The 19,262-nt window shown below is 59.7% G+C and carries 14 protein-coding genes; 8 read left to right on the plus strand and 6 right to left on the minus strand.

The window, feature by feature from the left end:
• Window positions 1-70 precede the first annotated feature (70 nt).
• The 3 genes from AAA021_RS08635 to AAA021_RS08645 all read left to right on the plus strand — a co-directional run bounded on the left by AAA021_RS08635 (window position 71) and on the right by AAA021_RS08645 (window position 3,872).
• A complete protein-coding gene (locus tag AAA021_RS08635) occupies window positions 71-1,231 on the plus strand; it encodes an MFS transporter (protein WP_349088896.1) in 1,161 nt (386 codons plus the stop codon).
• 120 nt (window positions 1,232-1,351) lie between these two features.
• Window positions 1,352-2,530 carry an acetate kinase gene (locus tag AAA021_RS08640; protein ID WP_006234305.1) on the plus strand — a complete coding sequence of 393 codons (1,179 nt, stop codon included), beginning with the start codon at window positions 1,352-1,354 and terminating at the stop codon, window positions 2,528-2,530.
• 163 nt (window positions 2,531-2,693) lie between these two features.
• The gene (locus tag AAA021_RS08645; RefSeq protein ID WP_138339777.1) at window positions 2,694-3,872 is read left to right on the plus strand and encodes an acetate kinase; all 1,179 of its coding nucleotides are present in this window, start codon (window positions 2,694-2,696) and stop codon (window positions 3,870-3,872) included.
• 550 nt (window positions 3,873-4,422) lie between these two features.
• On the opposite strand, the gene pta is transcribed toward AAA021_RS08645, so the two are convergent.
• The gene (gene pta / locus AAA021_RS08650; RefSeq protein WP_006234296.1) at window positions 4,423-5,403 is read right to left on the minus strand and encodes a phosphate acetyltransferase; all 981 of its coding nucleotides are present in this window, start codon (window positions 5,401-5,403) and stop codon (window positions 4,423-4,425) included.
• A gap of 231 nt (window positions 5,404-5,634) precedes the next feature.
• On the opposite strand from pta, the gene glf reads away from it, so the two are divergent.
• Window positions 5,635-6,837: a UDP-galactopyranose mutase gene (glf, locus tag AAA021_RS08655; RefSeq protein WP_349088897.1), complete on the plus strand. Its 1,203-nt coding sequence runs from the start codon at window positions 5,635-5,637 to the stop codon at window positions 6,835-6,837.
• Window positions 6,830-7,861 carry a glycosyltransferase family 2 protein gene (locus tag AAA021_RS08660; protein ID WP_006234294.1) on the plus strand — a complete coding sequence of 344 codons (1,032 nt, stop codon included), beginning with the start codon at window positions 6,830-6,832 and terminating at the stop codon, window positions 7,859-7,861. Before glf ends, AAA021_RS08660 begins: the two co-directional genes overlap by 8 nt.
• A gap of 376 nt (window positions 7,862-8,237) precedes the next feature.
• On the opposite strand, the gene AAA021_RS08665 is transcribed toward AAA021_RS08660, so the two are convergent.
• The 5 genes from AAA021_RS08665 to ppk1 all read right to left on the minus strand — a co-directional run bounded on the left by AAA021_RS08665 (window position 8,238) and on the right by ppk1 (window position 14,567).
• Complete coding sequence (locus AAA021_RS08665) at window positions 8,238-9,239, minus strand: P1 family peptidase (RefSeq protein ID WP_349088898.1); 1,002 nt, start codon at window positions 9,237-9,239, stop codon at window positions 8,238-8,240.
• 101 nt (window positions 9,240-9,340) lie between these two features.
• On the minus strand, window positions 9,341-9,922 hold the full coding sequence (locus AAA021_RS08670; RefSeq protein ID WP_349088899.1) for a Maf family protein: 582 nt from the start codon (window positions 9,920-9,922) through the stop codon (window positions 9,341-9,343).
• Window positions 9,919-10,461, minus strand: a complete 543-nt coding sequence (locus tag AAA021_RS08675) for a DJ-1 family glyoxalase III (RefSeq protein ID WP_349088900.1) — start codon at window positions 10,459-10,461, stop codon at window positions 9,919-9,921. The genes AAA021_RS08670 and AAA021_RS08675 overlap by 4 nt, the downstream gene beginning before the upstream one ends.
• A gap of 105 nt (window positions 10,462-10,566) precedes the next feature.
• On the minus strand, window positions 10,567-11,895 hold the full coding sequence (gene rlmD / locus AAA021_RS08680; RefSeq protein ID WP_349088901.1) for a 23S rRNA (uracil(1939)-C(5))-methyltransferase RlmD: 1,329 nt from the start codon (window positions 11,893-11,895) through the stop codon (window positions 10,567-10,569).
• 98 nt (window positions 11,896-11,993) lie between these two features.
• On the minus strand, window positions 11,994-14,567 hold the full coding sequence (ppk1, locus tag AAA021_RS08685) for a polyphosphate kinase 1 (protein WP_349088902.1): 2,574 nt from the start codon (window positions 14,565-14,567) through the stop codon (window positions 11,994-11,996).
• Between the two features lie 554 nt (window positions 14,568-15,121).
• Between ppk1 and arcA the strand changes: the two genes are divergently transcribed.
• The 3 genes from arcA to AAA021_RS08700 all read left to right on the plus strand — a co-directional run bounded on the left by arcA (window position 15,122) and on the right by AAA021_RS08700 (window position 19,090).
• Window positions 15,122-16,363 carry an arginine deiminase gene (gene arcA, locus AAA021_RS08690; protein ID WP_349088903.1) on the plus strand — a complete coding sequence of 414 codons (1,242 nt, stop codon included), beginning with the start codon at window positions 15,122-15,124 and terminating at the stop codon, window positions 16,361-16,363.
• Between the two features lie 105 nt (window positions 16,364-16,468).
• Window positions 16,469-17,464, plus strand: coding sequence for an ornithine carbamoyltransferase (gene argF / locus AAA021_RS08695; RefSeq protein ID WP_006234279.1), 996 nt, complete (start codon window positions 16,469-16,471; stop codon window positions 17,462-17,464).
• Between the two features lie 147 nt (window positions 17,465-17,611).
• On the plus strand, window positions 17,612-19,090 hold the full coding sequence (locus tag AAA021_RS08700; protein WP_349088904.1) for a YfcC family protein: 1,479 nt from the start codon (window positions 17,612-17,614) through the stop codon (window positions 19,088-19,090).
• The last annotated feature ends 172 nt before the right edge of the window (window positions 19,091-19,262 follow it).

A 19,262-nucleotide genomic window follows, 5' to 3' on the forward strand; every position in this document is an offset into this window, starting at 1 on the left:
GACTGACGGCTCTGCCCTCATGCTTTTCCAAGATTCCGATTTTAGATTGCTGACTCTTGGAGGGCGGAGTATGAAAAACCGTACGGTTTTGCTTTATATGACGTTCGTTTTTCTGTCGAACTTCAGCACCATCTTGTATTTTCTGACGGTTTACCTTGAATTCGTCGGATTCTCGATGGTGGCGATTTCTAGCATGATGATTGCATATCAAGTGAGCAAGTTCATCCTTGAAGTTCCCACTGGCTATATTGCTGATAGGTTTGGACGAAAGACAAGCGGCCTCGTTGGCGTCGTGGGAATGCTTGGATACTACGCCGCCCTGCTTCTCGTCCGTTCTCCTCTGCTTTTAATCGGTGCGTTTGCTCTTAAAGGTTTTGCCGTTGCATGTGTGAGCGGATCCATCGAAGCGATTTACATTGACAGCGTCTCTCAGGACCAGCTCGTAAGACTTAATGTCGTTGAGCGATTTGTTTTCTATGCCTCTTATGCCATCTCCGCTTGCGTGGGCGGTTTCATTTCGTCTGTCGGTGCATATCTTATTGGTCTTTCGGCAGATACCATCGCAATGGTGTTGACGTTGGTTGTCGTTGTCTGCATTCCTGAGATGCAAAGAGGGAGCACTGCGGGGACACCTGAGCGTGGAATTAGCCCGAAGATGATCGGTGCTGCTATTGCGTGTAATGGCATTCTTCGTTCAGCGTTCATCATGGACTGTTCTCAGGCATTTGCTTTTGTCGCCCTGGAAGACTTTTTCTCACTGTTGCTTGCGGGTCGCGGAATGAATGCCGTCGCTTCGGGTGTGATCATTGCGGTCCAGCTCCTTGCCTCGGCCTCCATGGGGCTTATTGTGCCCAGTGTGATTGCTCATGTCGACAAGGGCCGTTTTGCGCGTATTTGCGGCATCGTGCGCCTTTCCCTGGCTGCTCTGTTTTTGATTCCCTTTACTCCGGTCTATTTGCTGCCCGTGTTCTATGTACTGCAGACGGTCGCGTACTCGTTATTTGCTCCAATTAAATACTCAATTTTTCAAAATGCTGTCGATTCTTCGATGCGCTGTTCACTGATTTCGGTCCAAAGCCAGATGGTGGCGGTGGGTGCCATCCTTTTCTATCTGTTCAATGCTGCGTTGAGCAGCATCGCGGGCATTCGAGTCGTATTGCTTGTTGCGCTCGGGATTTCTTCCCTGGTGTATATCCCCGCGCTATTTCGTCTTACAAGTCAAAGGCCATGAGTATTTAGGCACCGATAACTTATATATCAACGCAATAAACCCGAGCGCGAGGGCGTTTGGGTTTATTATTGAAGCGTATGTAACCTGGCGGCGCCACACCGCCTGTTAGTAGGGAGACACATGAACGTTCTGGTCGTCAACGCGGGATCTTCGACCCTTAAGTATCAGGTCATCGACACCAAGTCCCATAAGGTGTCCGCAAAGGGCTCCTGCGAGCGCGTCTGCTTTACCGGTGGTACCTTCACCCATGCTGCCAATGGCTCCAAGAAGGTGACCGAGAACATCGAGTTCCCCGACCACAAGGTCGCCATCGAGGTCGTCCTGAAGGACCTTGAGGCCAATGGCGTCAAGATCGAGGGCATCGGCCACCGTATCGTTCAGGGCGGTTGGTACTTTGGTGATTCCTCCCTCGTCGACGAGGACGTCCTCGCCAAGATTCGCGAGGTCGCCCCGCTGGCGCCGCTGCACAACAACCCCGAGGCCAACGTTATCGAGTACTGCCTGGAGCAGTATCCCGATCTGCCCAACGTCACGGTCTACGACACCGCTTTCCACTTCAACATGCCCGAGGTCGCCAAGACCTACGCCCTTCCCAAGGATGTTTGCGACAAGCTGCACATCCGTAAGTACGGCGCCCACGGCACCAGCTATCGCTACATCTCCAAGAAGGTCGCCGAGATGACCAACGGCGAGGCCCGCAAGGTCGTCGTGTGCCATATCGGCTCTGGCGCTTCCCTGTGCGCCATCGAGGACGGCAAGTGCATGGACACCACCATGGGCTTGACGCCGCTCGACGGCGTCATGATGGGCACCCGCTGCGGCTCCATCGATCCGGCTACCGTGTGCTACCTGCAGCGCGAGGGTGGCTACACCTTCGACGAGGTCGACGAGATGATGAACAAGAAGTCTGGCCTTTTGGCTGTGACCGGTGGCAAGACCAACGACTGCCGCAACGTTGAGGAGCTCGCCGCTGCTGGTGACCCCGAGGCTCAGCTCGCCTTCGATATGTTCGTCTACAAGATTGCCGCTAAGGCCGCCGAGATGGCCACCTCCATGTGCGGCATGGACACCCTGGTCTTTACCGCCGGCATCGGCGAGCACGCTCCGGCCGTTCGCGCTGGCGTGGCCGATCGTCTGGCCTTTATGGGCGTCAAGATGGATCACGCCCGTAATGCCCTGCGTGGCGACGGCGCTTGGTGCCTGTCCGCCAAGGATTCCAAGGTCAAGATTTTCGTCATCCCTACGGACGAGGAGTTCATGATCGCTTCCGACGTCGAGCGCATCGTCAACGGCAAGTAATTGCAAGAGGGGAGGGGCTGGACGACCGAGCGCCGTTCGGCCCCTCTTTTGCGCTCGTTGGGCGATATGCTGATATCTATTTATCAAGATATGATAACTTCTTATTAAAATGCGGCCGCCTTAAGGGGCCTGCGTCGACCGTATTGCACTGCGAAGGAGTCTCATGAACGTACTTGTTGTCAACGCCGGCAGCTCAAGCCTTAAATATCAGCTTTTGGATACCGATACCCGCAAGGTTTTCGCCAAGGGCAACTGCGAGCGTATCGGATCGGACATGGGCATCTTTGGCCACTCCGAGAACGGTGGCGCTAAGCAGACCGAGGAGGTCCCTTTCCCCGATCATCGCTCTGCTATCGCTCGCGTGCTCGAGGAGCTCGAGAAGACCGACTTTACGATTGATGGCATTGGGCATCGTATCGTTCAGGGCGGCTGGCACTTCGATGATTCCGCGGTTGTCGACGACGAGGTTATGGCCAAGATTCTTGAGGTGGCACCGCTTGCTCCGCTGCACAACTACGGCGAGGCCGCAGCGATTGAGTATTGCCGTGAGAAGTATCCGGAGCTGCCCAACGTGGCGGTCTTCGACACCTCGTTCCACATGACCATGCCCGAGGTTGCCTACACCTACGCGCTGCCCAAGGACGTTTGCGACAAGTACCACGTGCGCAAGTACGGCGCCCACGGCACGAGCCACCGCTATGAGTGGATGATGGCCAAGGAGATCCTGGGTTCGCGCTGCCACCGCCTGCTTTCGTGCCATCTGGGCAACGGTGCTTCGCTCGCTGCTATCGAGGACGGCGTGTGCCGCGACACCACGATGGGTCTCACGCCGCTCGATGGCCTGATGATGGGCACCCGTTGTGGTTCCATCGACCCGGCCACCGTGTGCTACCTGCAGCGCGAGGGCGGCTACAGCTACCAGGAAGTCGATGACATGATGAACAAGCAGTCTGGTCTGCTTGCCATCTCGGGCATCTCCAACGACGCCCGCGACATCCGCACGCGCGCCTCCGAGGGCGACGAGCGCTGCCTGCTCGCCTTCGATATGTTCGCCTATAAGGCCATGCAGCAGGCCGGTTCCATGATCGCTTCCATGGCGGGCGTGGACACCATTACCTTTACCGCCGGCATCGGCGAGAACGACTGGTCGATCCGCAAGGCCTTCTGCGACTGCTTTGAGTGGCTGGGCGTGCGCATCGACAACAACAAGAACCGCGAGGCCGTGGGCAACGGCCCACAGGTCATCAGCGCCGCCGGCTCTTCCGTCACGGTTATGGTCATCCCCACCGACGAGGAATACATGATCGCCCACGACGTCGAGCGCCTGACCAAGAACAACTAACGCGCGCATTTGCAAGTAAACGAAAGGCCTCCAGAGCAACAGCTCCGGAGGCCTTTTTACTAGCAGATGGACGGCGGAAACCCCATCCCATTTCGAGCGCAAATACTGGGACACGCTTTCCGGTTGAGGCACGTTGCGGAAAGTGCGACCCACAATAAAGCATAATTCCGTCCCACGGTTTCCCAAACAGGCCCCAAGCGGAAGCCACATCCCACAATCCGCCTCCAAACTGGGATGTAGTTTCCGGCACAACAACCGCCGAAGCCCACCGGCCTTTCAATCTCCAAAGTGATCATCATCAGCAACGCCTGCGCTCCCAGCAACGGCACCCATCCATTCAGATTTTCAGCTCCAGCTCGTAGCCAAGCCGCCGTCCACCCCGGATTCCCTGATTGCTACGTGGCGGCAGGGACCCTACAGGGTAAAGCTCTGAAAATATTCCGCAGGACGCATGAAACCCCCGCCGCACGAAGTGCGCAGCGGGGGTTTCATGCATGTCCGAGGACGTTTTCAGAGCTTTACCCTGTAGGGTCCCGAGGGGATATGTCCGCTACTCAGCCATCTGAGCCTGGACGGCGGTGATGGCCACGACACCCACGATGTCGTCAGCAGAGCAGCCGCGCGACAGATCGTTGACCGGCTTGGCGATGCCCTGCAGGATGGGGCCGTAGGCGTCGGCGCCGGCGAAGCGCTGGACCAGCTTGTAGCCGATGTTGCCGGCCTCGAGGTCGGGGAACACGAGCACGTTGGCCTTGCCGGCAACGGAGGAGCCGGGAGCCTTGAGCTGGGCGACGGTGGGGACAATAGCGGCATCGAGCTGCAGGTCGCCGTCGATGGCGAGCTCGGGAGCCTTCTCCTTGCAGAACTTCACAGCCTCCTGGACCTTCTTGGCGACCTCGCCGCCAGCGGAGCCCATGGTGGAGTAGGAGAGCATGGCCACGTGCGGCTCAACGTTGCCCATGAAGGTGGACCAGGAGTGAGCGGAGGCGATGGCGATCTCGGAGAGCTCGTCGGAGGACGGGTTGATGTTGAGGCCGCAGTCGGCGAAGATCAGCGTGCCGTCAGTGCCGAACTGCGGGGTGTCGGTGCACATCACGAAGAAGGCCGAGACCAGCTTGGTGCCCGGGGCGGTCTTGAGGATCTGAAGCGCGGGGCGCAGGGTGTCGGCGGTGGAGTGGCAGGCGCCGGAGACCAGGCCGTCGGCATCGCCCATCTTGACCATCATGGTGCCAAAGTAGGTGGCGTCCATCACCTGGGCGCGAGCCTGCTCGATGGTAACGCCCTTCTTGGCGCGGAGCTCGGCAAACTTCTGCGCGTACTCCTCGTGCTTCTCGGCATTGCGCGGGTCGATGACGGTAGCGCCGGGAACGTTGATCTCGTCGGGGTTGCCCAGGATGACGATCTTTGCCAGGCCCTCCTCGATGATTTTGGTGGCCGCGACGATAGTGCGCGGATCCTCGCCCTCGGGCAGGACGATCGTCTTAAGGTCGGCCTTGGCGGCAGACTTCATACGGTTTAGGAAATCGCTCATGTTACTCCTTACAAGCGTTTCGCTAAGCTCCAGGCACCCGGCTGTTCACGAATAAACCCGCTGCTAGCGGGTTTACCTTTCAATTATGTACGCCGCGGTGCTTGAGCTTTCCTTGTGTGGCAAGCTCATTATAGGACGCATTAGCGCTATAATCGCTCTGATAAATATGTCTCGAAGAATGTTCGAGAAAAGCCCAGCTAACGAGCCCGTGGCTTTTGACAAGGAGTATCGATGCAGATTACCTCAGGCCTGCCTGAAGGCTTTAACGCCGGCGCGTACGACATGATTGTCGTCGGTGCTGGATATGCCGGTGCCGTTTGCGCCCGCCGTCTTGCCGAGACCATCGGCTATCGTGTTGCCGTTTTGGAGCGCCGTAGCCACATTGCGGGCAATGCCTATGACTGCACTGACGAGGCCGGAATCCTGATCCACGAGTACGGTCCGCATATCTATCACACTTTTAACGAGCGCGTGCACAATTTCCTGTCGCGCTTTACCAAGTGGACGGATTATCAGCACAAGGTGCTCGCCAACATCAACGGTACCCTTATGCCCGTGCCCTTCAACCATGCGAGTCTCAAGCTCGCCTTTGGTGACGAGCGCGGCGAGGAGCTGTATCAGAAGCTCGTGGAGACCTTTGGCAAGGATGTCAAGGTGCCCATTATGGAGCTGCGTAAGAAGAACGACCCGGATCTTGCCGAGGTCGCCGATTACGTCTACGAGAACGTCTTTTTGCATTACACCATGAAGCAGTGGGGCCAGACGCCCGATCAGATCGATCCCTCGATCACCGGCCGCGTTCCCGTCTTTGTGGGCGATGATGACCGCTACTTCCCGCAAGCTCCCTTCCAGGGCATGCCGCAGGAGGGCTACACGGCGCTCTTTGAGCACATGCTCGACCACGACCTGATCGACGTGTTCTGCGACGTGGACGCCCGTGACCTCTTTGAAATCGACGAGACTACCGTCAAGATCGACGGCAAGGTCTATGGTGGCGAGATCGTCTACACCGGTCCGCTCGATGAGCTGTTCAATCTCGATCTGGGCGCGCTACCGTACCGCACGCTCGACATGAAGTTCGAGACGCTCGATATGGACCAGTTCCAGCCCGTGGGCACCGTCAACTACACCACGAGCGAGGACTACACGCGCATTACCGAGTTCAAGAACATGACCGGTCAGATCCTGCCCGGCAAGACCACCATCATGAAGGAGTATTCCAAGGCCTATACGCCCGGCTCGGGCGAGACGCCGTACTACGCCATTCTTGAGCCCGAGAACCGTGAGCTCTATGATCGCTATCTTGAGCGCGTCCAGAACCTGACGAACTTCCACCCGGTGGGTCGTCTGGCCGAGTATCGTTACTACGATATGGACGCTGTGACCAATTCCGCCCTCGATCTTTCGGATGAGATTATCGCCTGCCATGCATAAAGTCATAACATTCGGTATTCCCTCGTATAACGCCGCCAAGGACATGGACCATTGCATCACCTCCATCTTGGAGGGGAGCAATTACGCCACCGATATCGAGATTATCGTAGTGGACGACGGCTCCAAGGACGAGACGGCCGATAAGGCCGACGAGTGGGAGGCACGTTATCCCGGTATCATTCGCGCGGTGCACCAGGAGAACGGCGGCCACGGTATTGCCGTCCTTTCGGGTCTGCGCGAGGCACAGGGCACCTACTACAAGGTCGTCGACTCGGATGACTGGCTCGATGCTGCGGCTCTTTCGACTATGCTGTCGATTCTGCGTGGCTTTGAAGAGCGTGACCAGCGCGTTGACCTGTTTATCTCGAACTACGTGTACGAGAAGGTTTACGAGGGCACGCATACCGCTATTGGCTACAAATTTGCCCTGCCGCGCAAAAAGATCTTTTCCTGGGATCAGATCGGTCATTTCCGCCTGGACCAGAACCTACTCATGCACAGCCTGTGCTATCGCACGGATGTGCTGCGCGAGTCCAACCTTCCCATGCCGCCGCACACGTTCTATGTGGACAACATCTACGCCTACGTGCCGCTGCCGCGTTGCAAGACCATGTACTACGCCGACATCGACCTCTATCGCTACTTTATCGGTCGCGAGGGCCAGAGTGTCAACGAGGCCACGATGGTCAAGCGTCTGGACCAGCAGTTCCGTGTGACGCGCATCATGATGGAGTCGTACCACCTGTACAGCGATGTTGAGTCGTCGCGTCTGCGCTCGTACATGATGGGCTATTTCACCATGATGATGGCGATCTGCTCGGTGCTCACCAAGCTTTCCGAGGAAGATTGCGCCGACGAGCGCCTAAAGACGCTGTGGAATGATTTGAAGGCCTACGACGAGCGCATGTATCGTCGTGCCCGCTACGGCGTGGTCGGGTTCTTCACCAATCTGCGCGGACGGGCCGGAGACAAAACCACACTCGGCCTATACCGTCTTGCCTCAAAGATCTTCAAATTCAACTAGCTGCCGAGTAATCGCTGCTGATAGGTTGACTGGGCCCCTTGGCCTTTAGTTTGCTACTGCGAACAGTCCTGCTCGCACGGAAAGCACATTAAGTGCTTTCCGGCTCGTGCGGAACTTGTATCAAACTAAAGGCCAAGGGGCCTCTGCTATAAGAATCGATTGTCAGGTTATTTGAATTTGAAGATCTTCGACGCGCGGTACACAGGGGCCTGGGCTGAAAAAATATTAGTTGGTAGTCGGTCGGAGGCGGGCGGGCATTACGTTTGTCGCGAGTTCCGCATGCAAAGAAGGCCACTTAATGTGGCCTTCGTCTTGCATAGGACTGTAGAGCAGCAAACGTAATGCCCGCCCGCCTCCGACCGACGGTCGAGTGAGATTACTTCGCAGCACCTGGGATTCCGTGGGAGGTTTTGGCGGTTTTGGCTCCGTTTACGATGGCGGTTTCCAGGGCCCTTACGGCGAGCATGCCCAGCAGGTCTAGGGGAACGGCGGCGCTTGCCTGGGCGCCCAGTTTGCCGCTGGCGAGGGTGTAGATGGTGTCGCCGTCGTTGGTGGTGTGTGTGGGGCGGATGGCGTGTGCGTAGGCGTCTGCGGCCATCTGGGAGACCTTGGTGGCTTGTGCCTTAGTGAGTTCCACGTTGGTGACGATGCAGCTGATGGTGGTGTTGGTGCGGTCGAGCGGCATCTGCATGGATCCGGCGGCGGCAAAGGCTGCGAGTTCCATGTCGACGATCTGGTCGCTATCGGCCGCGGCGCGCATACCGGCGACCCACTCGCCGGTGAAGGGGTCGACAACGTTGCCGCAGGCGTTGACCGAGACCATGGCGCCCACCTTGATGGGGCCGAGTGCCACGGCGGCAGCTCCAAGGCCGGCCTTCATGCAGGTGGCGGGCCCCATGAGCTTACCCACGGTGGCGCCCGTGCCGGCGCCTACGTTGCCCTGTTCGAGCTTGGTGGGGGTGTGGTCGAGTGCTTCGCACACGGCGGCGATGCCGGCCTCAATGTCGGGGCGCACGGTGGGGTCGCCAAAGGCAAGGTCGAAGATGCAGCTGGAGCACACGATAGGCACCTGCGTGGGGCCGACGGGAAGGCCGATGCCGCGGCTCTCAAGCTCGCGAGCGACGCCGCTTGCAGCCTCGAGGCCAAAGGCCGATCCGCCCGAAAGGCAGACGGCGTGGACCTTGTCGACGGTGTTCTCAGGTCGCAGCAGGTCGGTTTCGCGCGAAGCGGGAGCACCGCCGCGAACGTCAACACCGCCGGTGGCGCCCTCGGGTGCCACGATTACGGTGCAACCGGTGCCGGCCTCCTCGTCCGTATAGTTGCCATAGCAAAAGCCATCGACATCGCAGACGTCAATGGCCTCGAGCAGTGTATCCATGTTTAACTCCTATCGGTTTTCCGCCGCGCCTTGTGCCCGGTCGGGATCCGTACGGTACGCCAAAATTGTAGGCGCCGGGGGATACCCAGCGCCAGATGCAATTACGAGAGTTTTTGAATCGCGCGCGCGACGCGGGCGATGGGTAGGCCCACCACGTTATAGAAGTCGCCCGAAATATCGTGCACGAGCATGCGTCCTCCTGTGCCCTGAATGCCGTAGGCGCCGGCCTTGTCCATGGGCTCACCCGAGGCGACGTAGTGCTCGATCTGCTCGTCGGTGAGCTCGTAGAACGTCACGTCGGTCACATCGACAAAGGACAGGCTTTCGGCGGCATGCGGGGCGGCCGTATCGCCTGCCTTAACGATGCAGACGCCGGTTGCGACCTGGTGCGTGCGGCCCGAAAGCTCACGGAGCATAGTGCGCGCCTCGTCCTCGGTTGCCGGCTTGCCCAGAATCATGCCGTCAAAGGTGACGATGGTGTCGGCCGCGACCGTCAGCTCATTGGGCTCGGCATACTCGGCAGCAACGGCAGCCGCCTTGGCGCGTGCCAAGCGCTCGACAAGCGTGAGCGGGGCCTCGCCATCAAAGGGCGTTTCGTCGATATCCGCGGGAATCACGCGAATGTTGTAGCCTGCCTCGCGCATCAGCTCTATGCGGCGCGGCGATTGCGAAGCCAAAATCATAGTTGGATGCCCTCGGCGACCTTCTCGACGGCCTTGTCGCCGGCGAGCGTGCGCAGCAGCTCCAATGCAAAGGGGAGGGACTGTGCCATGCCGCTGGCAGTGATGATGTTGCCGTCTTGCGTGACCTTCTCGCCGGTATAGGCGCCTTCGGGGAAGCTTTTCTCAAAGCCAGGGAAGCACGTGGCATGGCGCCCCTCGAGCAGGTCGAGCTCGCCCAGGATAAACGGGGCGGCGCAGATGGCGGCGACGTGCTTGGTTGCGGCGAACTCGCAGACCACGTCGCAGACGCGCTGATCTGCGCGCAGGTTGGTGGCACCGGGCAGGCCGCCGGGCAGCACGACGCAGTCGTACTCGTCAAAGTTGATCTCATCAAAGAGCGCATCGCAGGTCACGGGGATCTGCAGCGAGCTTACGACCTCGCGCGTGGGCATGATCGAGACGAGCGTGGCACGCACGCCGCTGCGACGCATGACATCGACCATGGTCAAGCATTCAATAGTTTCAAAGCCATCGGCGGCGAGAACGGCAACGCTGGGCATGAGGGTTCCTTTCATAGGCGGCATACAATTAGCCGTCTTATACCCCGAAGACCTCCGCTTGCCACGCTCGATTTCCCAATGATTTTCTGAGCAATGATTAAGCGGCTAGTTGCGCCTAAGGTGGACGACGGTCTCGCAGTGGAAGGTTTGTGGGAACAGGTCGACTGGCGTGATCTTTACGGGGGAGAAGGTGCCTTCTTCGACAAAGCGTTTGAGATCGCGCGCCAGGGTGGCCGGGTCGCAGCTCACGTAGGCGACATCGCGGGCACTCGTGCTGGCGATAAGGCCGATCGCCTCGGGGGCGAGGCCTGCGCGCGGCGGGTCGACCACCAAGATGTCGGCATCCTGGTCGGGGAACTCGCGCACCGCGTCTCCGCCAATGACGTCGACGTTATCAAGCTTGTTGATTTCCAGGTTACGGCGTAGATCGCGCACGGCGGGGCCGTAGGCCTCGACGGCAGCGACAAAGTCGCAGCGGCGGGCGAGCGGCAGGGTAAAGGTGCCGGCACCGCAGTACAGGTCCACGGCAAGCTCGTCTTCCTGCGGGTCGAGCGCTTCCATGACAAGATCGATCAAAATCTCGGCACCCTTGGTGTTGACCTGGAAAAAAGACGGGGCAGACAAGCGCATCTGATCCTCGGCGATATTCTCGGTCCATGAGCCCTCTCCGGCGAGCATTTCGACCTTGGAGACACGGCGGGCCTTCTTTTCGCCCTTGCTCATCACGCGTACGATGCTCGTAGGATGAGCGGCGTCCGCCAGCACGCGGGAGACCTGCGAGCGCGGAAAAGAGCCTGTGGGCGTCCAGAGTGCGACCTCGAGTGCCTTGGTGCGGCGCGATGCGCGAATGCCCACGCGTTCGAGCCCCAAGTCATGGCTGCCGCTTAGATAGTTGAGTGCGCCGACGACCGATTTGAGTGCCTTCGGGAAGCGCTTATCGAACAGCGGACACATATCGACGGTCACGATTTTGCTGGAGTCGACACCGTGCATGCCAAGGCGCACGCGACCGTTGACGACGGTCGGTTCGAGCTCGATTTTATTGCGGTAGCCCCAGTCGTCCTTGGTGTGGCAGATGGGCTGTACCAACTCATCTGCCAGCTCAGGAGCGAACTTGCCGATGCGCTCGAGCGTGGAGCGCAGGTTTTGCTCCTTGGCGGCGAGCTGTGCCGTGCGTGAGAGATTGCCCCACGAGCAGCCGCCGCAGATGCCCACGAAGGGGCAGGGAGGCTGAATGCGATTGGGGCTTGGCTCCAGAATCTCGGTGGTGCGGGCGCGCATGAATGACTTGCCGTCCTGTACGACCTCGGCCTCGACGGTGTCGCCTGCCACGGCACCCTGCACAAAGACGGCCTTGCCGTTGTCGGCGTGCGCCAGCCCGTCGGCGCCGTAGGTCATCGATTCTATAGTGAGCTTCATATTCCTGCCTGTCATTCGCGTTGTTGTTCGCACCATGGTAGCAGGGAAAAGCGCCCCGCATCCGAGGCTTTCCTCAAATGCGGGGCGCTTCTACAAACTGCTTCTACAAACGACTATTTCGTCTTGCCGGTAATGAGCGTCTTAAGACCCAGGCCGATCAGACCCAGGCCCATGCGCACGCGGCCGGGGCGATGGCGCTCGATGGCCTTGGTCTTGCCAGCGGGCTTATCGCGACGGGCGCTCGTCTCGGGTGCGGGCTTGGTGACCTGCGGATCGGGCTGAGGTGCAGGTGCAGGCTCGGGCTCAATGACGGTCGCCTGGACCTCTTGGACCTTGGGTGTGGCCGGCTGCGGCTCAGGAGCAGGGGCGGGCTTTGCCTCGGCGGCGGGCTCCGGAGTCGCAGTAGCGGGCTCGGGCGCTTTCTCCACGGCGGGCTCTGCGGCAGCCTCGGGCTCATTCACCGGGGGAGCTGCAACCGCTTCCGGTTTGGCAGCTGCCCCGTGTTCAACATCGGCCTGAATGGCCTCCTCGGCCACACGTTCCTTCTCCTGTGCGCGCTGCTGCGCGGCGGCCTCGGCGTTGCGATAGGCACGCTCCAGCAGGGCTTCCTGCGAGTTGAAGGGTTTCTCACCCTCTGCACGCTCCACGGGGACCCAGGTGCCGTCGCTCGTGAGGCTGCGGGCCTTCACGTTGTCGCGCAGCTGCATGCCCATGTACTCGTGCACCAGGGCGCGGCAGGTGGGGTCGAGCACGGGGAAGGCAATCTCCACGCGGTGCTCGGTGTTGCGCGTCATCATGTCTGCCGAGCTCAGGTAAATCATGTCCGAGTCCACGCCGAAAGCATAGACGCGCGCGTGCTCCAAAAAGCGTCCGACGATGGAGCGGACATGCACGTTCTCGGTCTTGCCCGGAACACCGGGCTTGAGGCACGAGATGCCTCGGATGATCATGTCTACGCGCACGCCGGCACACGATGCCTCGGCGATCTTGTCGATAACCTCGCGGTCGGTCAGCGAGTTGAGCTTAAAGAACACGCGGGCGGGCTCGCCGGCAAGGGCGCGCTGGATCTCGCGGTCAAGCCCGCGCATGATGAGCGGTTTCAGTCCGACGGGCGCCACACCCAGGAAGCGGTAGTCGCCGCGCAGGTTGCCCAGCGACAGGTTGCGGAAGAACAGGTTGGCGTCCTCGCCGATGCCGGGATGGGCTGTCATGAGCATAAAGTCGCTGTAGAGTTTGGCCGTCTTCTCGTTAAAGTTGCCGGTGCCCAAAAGCGTGAGGCGCGTTAGCGCCATGCCCTCGCGATAGGTGAGCTGGCAGATCTTTGAGTGGCATTTAAAGCCCTCGGAACCATAGATGACGGTGCAGCCGGCCTCTTCCAGGCGCTCGGCCCACTCGATGTTGTTCTGCTCGTCAAAGCGGGCACGAAGTTCCATGAGCACCGTGACCTCTTTGCCGTTCTCGGCAGCATCGATCAGCGACTCGCACAGGCGGCTCTGCTTGGCCACGCGGTAGAGCGTGATGCGCAGCGAGATGCACTCGGGGTCGTAGGCGGCCTCGTGCACCAGATCCAGGAAGGGGTTCATGGCCTCGTAGGGATAAAAGAGCAGCTTGTCGTGCTGCAGCACCTGCTCGCGGATGGAGCGGGTCATGTCGATGGTGGGATTGGGCTGCGGCCTAAACGGCGTAAAGAGCAGCTCGTTGCGCAGGTGCTCGGGAATCTTGCCCTCAATGCCAAAGACGTAGCCCAGGTCGAGCGGGATATCGCAGGTAAAGACAGAGCGGCGCGAAAGCTCGAGCGCCTTGCGGATGGTCTTGAGCGTTGCCTTCTCGAGCGACCCCGAGACCGCGAGCACTACCGGCTGCAGACGCAGGCGCTTCTTGAGGATGCGCTTCATGTGCTGGCGGTAGTCCTCTTCCTCTTCGACGCCCTCGCCGTCCGGATCGATGTCGGCGTTGCGGGTGACGCGGATCAGCGCACGATCCAGCGGCTTATAGGAGCCAAAGCAGCTGTCCAGGCAGGCGAGGATGACGTCCTCGAGCAAGATGTAGGAGTAGGTGCCGGTGGGCGAGGGGATCTCGACCACGCGGTTCATCGAGGTGGGAATCTCGATAAGGCCCAGCAGGCTCTCCTCGTCGGTGGCGCCGTCCAGACCACAGGCCAGATAGAGCGCGCCATTGCGTAGGTTGGGGAAGGGGTGGCGAGGATCGATGACCAGCGGCGAGATGACCGGCGACACGTAGGCCTGGAAGTAGCGGGTTACAAAGGTGCGCTCCTCGGGCGTAAGCGAATCGATGCGGGCGCGGTGAACGCCCAAGGTGTCGAGCTTGCCCTCGATGCTCTTAAAGATGGACTCCCAACGGGTAAGGAGCCCGGGCATTTCGGCCATGACAGCATCGACCTGTTCGGAGGCGGTCATATTGCTCTTGTTGTCGACAGGTTGCTTTTTGAGCTCTGCCAGATCGGACAGGCCGCCCACGCGCACCATGAGAAACTCGTCGAGGTTAGACTCGAAAATCGACACGAACTTTAGACGCTCGAACAGCGGAACGGTCTCATCGAAGGCTTCGTCAAGCACACGGTTGTCAAAGCGTAGCCAGCTGAGCTCTCGGTTCTGCGTGTACGAGAAGTCGCGAGGCGGTTTGCGCAGCTTTGCGGCGGCTTGCTTTTTTTCGATTTTGCTCGGCATATGCATCTGTCCGTTCAGTCCCCGCAGGGGACGGTAGCCTAACCCTATTCACTATTGTCTCAATTTAGTCGACTTGTGGCACGGACGTATTGTGCGAACGGTATCTTTACCTACTTCTTACGCTGACAAGTCATAGGACTGACGCCCTGCTCGTCTGCAAGCGGTCTATATCCTCACTCAACTGGTACGTAAGTGTGAATAAGAATGATGGATAGCTGAATATCATTGAATGCAGGCGGAAACGTAAACATCATCATTTATATACATAAAACCGATTTAGCTATGCAATTCTGAATCAAAAGTTTAGAGATGCAATTGCAAATAGTTTTTAGGAAAAAAGAGCGTTTACCTTAGAAAAGTTACTTTAGAACGCCGAAGTACATTATGGGGGAATCTCATGCGATATACCGTTCATCGCACTTTGTTGACCGTTCGGGGGCGAGGTGGAATTGCGGGTGGAATTTGGATATAACTAGAGCTGTCAGCAAGCAGCGTCCGCTATGGAAGGGCGCTGAGAGATTCGGCCGAAAGGCCCGAAAGAAAGGTAGGAGGCCATGACGAAAGGTCTGCACGTGCCTTCCGAGATCGGCAAGCTCAGGAAGGTCTGCCTGCACCGTCCCGGCGACGAGCTCCTCAACCTGCCGCCCGACGAGCTCGAGCGACTCCTGTTCGACGACGTCCCGTTCCTGGAGGTCGCGCAGCAGGAGCACGACACCTTCGCCCAGATCCTGAGGGACCAGGGCGTGGAGGTCCTCTATCTCGAGAACCTCGTCGCCGAGGTGTTCGACCAGGTCCCCGGCGCCCGCGCCGAGTTCACCGACCAGTACATCGCCGAGGCCGGCATCCGCGGCCAGCACATGCCGCAGATCGTCCGCGAGAAGCTGGACTCCATCGAGGACAACCTCGAGTTCGTCAAGAAGACCATGGCCGGCATGACCAAGTCCGAGATCGACATGCCCCTCACGGCCTCCACGACCCTCGACTCCCTGGTCAACTCCGAGTCCGAGTCCGACCTGATCATCGACCCGATGCCCAACCTCTACTTCACCCGCGACCCGTTCGCGGTCATCGGCGAGGGCGTCAACCTCAACCGCATGTACTCGGTCACCCGCAACCGCGAGACCCTGTACGGCAAGTACGTCTTCAAGTACCACCCCGACTACAAGGACGTCTCGCTGTACTTCCGCCGCGACTGCCAGTTCCACACCGAGGGCGGCGACGTGCTGAACATCAACGAGAAGACCCTCGCCGTCGGCATCTCCCAGCGCACCCAGGCCGCCGCGATCGACGTCATGGCCCAGAACATCTTCTGGAACTCCGACTCCAAGGTCGAGCGCATCCTGGCCTTCGACATCCCGGTCTCGCGCGCCTTCATGCACCTCGACACGGTCTTCACCCAGATCGACGTCGATAAGTTCACGATCCACCCCGCCATCATGGGCACCCTGCGCGTCTACGAGCTGACCGCCGGCAAGAACCCGGGCGACGTGAACATCCGCCTGATCGAGGACACCCTCGAGCACGTCCTGGAGGACGCCACCGGCGTCGACCAGGTCAAGCTGATCCCCTGCGGCGGCGGCGACCCGATCGCGGCCTCCCGCGAGCAGTGGAACGACGGCTCCAACACCCTGTGCGTCGAGCCCGGCAAGATCTGCGTCTACGCCCGCAACACCGTCACCAACGACGTGCTGTACAAGGAGGGCCTGGACCTTCTCGTCGTGCCCTCCGCCGAGCTCTCCCGCGGTCGCGGCGGCCCGCGCTGCATGAGCATGCCCTTCTGGCGCGAGGACCTCTAAGTCTTTCCGTTTCCGGTGCGGTCCCCCTACAACCGCACCGGTTTCGCCCGTCAAACGGGCAACACTAATACTTACGTAATTCATTTCTTCGAAAGGATTCGAACCATGGGTGTTAACCTCTCCGGCCGTAGCTTCCTCAAGCTCCTCGACCTCACCACCGAGGAGATCGAGTACCTGCTCAAGCTCTCCAAGAACTTCAAGGATATGAAGCGCGCTGGCGTTCCGCACCGCTATCTCGAGGGCAAGAACATCGTTCTGCTCTTCCAGAAGACCTCCACTCGTACCCGCTGCGCCTTCGAGGTCGGCGGCATGGATCTGGGCATGGGCGTCACCTACCTCGATCCGGGTTCGTCGCAGATGGGCAAGAAGGAGTCCATCGAGGACACTGCCCGTGTTCTCGGCCGCATGTATGACGGCATCGAGTTCCGTGGCTTTGCCCAGGACGACGTCGAGGAGCTCGCTGCTAAGTCCGGCGTGCCCGTGTGGAACGGCCTGACCACTGAGTGGCATCCCACCCAGATGCTCGCCGATATCCTGACCGTCCAGGAGAACTTCAACTACGACATCAAGGGCAAGACCCTCGTCTTCATGGGCGACTGCAAGAACAACGTTGCTCGCTCCCTCATGGTCGTCTGCTCCAAGCTCGGCATGAACTTCGTGGCCTGCGGCCCCGAGGAGTGCATGCCCGCTGACGATGTCATCGAGGCCTGCAAGCCCATCGCCGAGGCCAACGGCTGCACCATCAAGCTGACCACCGACGTCAAGGACGGCGTCACCGGTGCCGACGTTATCTACACCGACGTGTGGGTCTCTATGGGCGAGCCTGACGAGGTTTGGGCCGAGCGCATCGCTCAGCTCACCCCGTATCGTGTCACCTCCGAGGTCATGGCTATGGCCAACCCGGGTGCTATCTTCCTGCACTGCCTGCCCAGCTTCCACGACACCAACACCACGATTGGCGCCGAGAAGTGCGAGCAGTTCGGTATCACCGAGCAGGAGGTCACCGACGAGGTCTTCGAGAGCCCCGCTTCCAAGGTCTTCGACGAGGCCGAGAACCGCATGCACACCATCAAGGCTGTCATGTACGCCACGCTCAAGTAAGAGCATCTAGCATCTCGCTCGGGGTGTATTGCTGCACACCCCGAGCGGTTATGTCTGGTAAATATCTCGCGTCGGGCGGTGGGCACGGCACGGAAGATCCGCTTCGCGCGAGAAAGTTAAATGATTTATGAAGGGGGGATGAGAACCATGACTGAGACCGCTAAGAAAAAGCGCGGTATGCCTTCATCGTTCACCATTCTTCTTGCTCTGCTGGCAATTGTCGCAGTGATTACCGTTATCGTCTCCGGCACGTCCGGCGGCGCGGTTGCTGCAGCCCGCCTGAGCGATTTCTGCACCGCCCCGATTAAGGGCTTCGCTGACGCTCTGCCCGTCTGCCTCTTCGTTATGATCCTGGGCGGCTTCCTCGGCATGATGACCGAGACCGGCGCTCTGGACAACGGCATCGCCGTCCTGGTGCAGAAGCTTAAGGGCAACGAGATCATGATCATTCCCGTGCTTATGATCATCTTCTCCCTCGGTGGTACCACCTATGGTATGTGCGAGGAGACCGTTCCCTTCTACGCCCTGCTCGCCGCTACCATGATGGCCGCTGGCTTCGACCCTATGGTCGGTGCCGCCACCGTCCTGCTCGGTGCTGGCTGCGGCTGCCTGGGTTCCACGGTTAACCCGTTTGCCGTCGGTGCTGCCGTCGACGCTCTGACTGGCGTTGGCATTCAGGCCAACCAGACCATCATCATCGGCCTCGGTGCCGTCCTGTGGGTCGTTACCACTGCCATGTCCATCGTCTTCGTGATGAGCTACGCTAAGAAAGTCAAGGCTGACAAGGGCTCCACCATCCTGTCAATGCAGGAGCTCAAGGACGCCGAAGAGGCTCACGGCAAGGCTGCTTCCGAGGTTCACAAGGAGGTCAAGCTCACCGGTCGTCAGAAGGGTGTTCTGATCGCCTTCGCCTTCACCTTCGTCGTCATGATCGTCGGCTTCATCCCGCTGGCCGACCTTAACCAGGGCGTTGCCGACTTCTTCGACGCTGGCGCTGTCTACGACGCCGACGGTAACGCCGTCGTCCAGGGCTGGTCTGCCCTGATCACCGGCCTGCCCATTGGCCAGTGGTACTTCGACGAGGCTTCCACCTGGTTCTTCCTCATGGCTGTCCTGATCGGTATTATCGGCGGCCTGTCCGAGAAGCAGATCGTCAACACCTTCATCACCGGCGCTGCCGACATGATGTCCGTTGTTCTCGTCATCGCTCTCGCCCGTGGCATCTCCGTCCTCATGGCTAACACCGGTCTTGACAAGTATGTCCTTAACGCTGCTGCCGATGCCCTGGCTGGCCTGTCCGGCGTGATCTTCGCTCCCATGAGCTTCCTGGTCTACTTCGGCCTGTCCTTCCTGATCCCCTCGACCTCCGGTATGGCCACCGTCTCCATGCCCATCATGGGACCGCTGGCTGTTAAGCTCGGCTTCTCGCCCGAGGTCATGGTCATGATCTTCTCCGCCGCCATCGGTGTTGTGAACCTGTTCACCCCGACCTCTGGCGCCATCATGGGCGGTCTCGCCCTGGCCAAGATTGAGTGGACGACCTGGCTCAAGTTTGCCCTTAAGCTCATCGTCGCGCTCTCCGTCGTCTGCGCCATCATCCTGACCGTCGCCTGCGTGTTGATCTAAGTACCCAACGGGTACCCCACGGAAACCTTGACGATCCTGTAAAGGATCACCTGGTCATCGTCTGTCCGGTGGGGTCAACCCACCGGTAGACTCCTACCTTTAGCCCCCTCCCGTTCCGTGCGCGGGAGGGGGCGCTCTTGTGTTCCGGCGTTTTAACAAACGCCGGAACCAC

This window comes from Collinsella sp. CLA-JM-H32 (assembly GCF_040098165.1).
Taxonomy (GTDB): domain Bacteria; phylum Actinomycetota; class Coriobacteriia; order Coriobacteriales; family Coriobacteriaceae; genus Collinsella.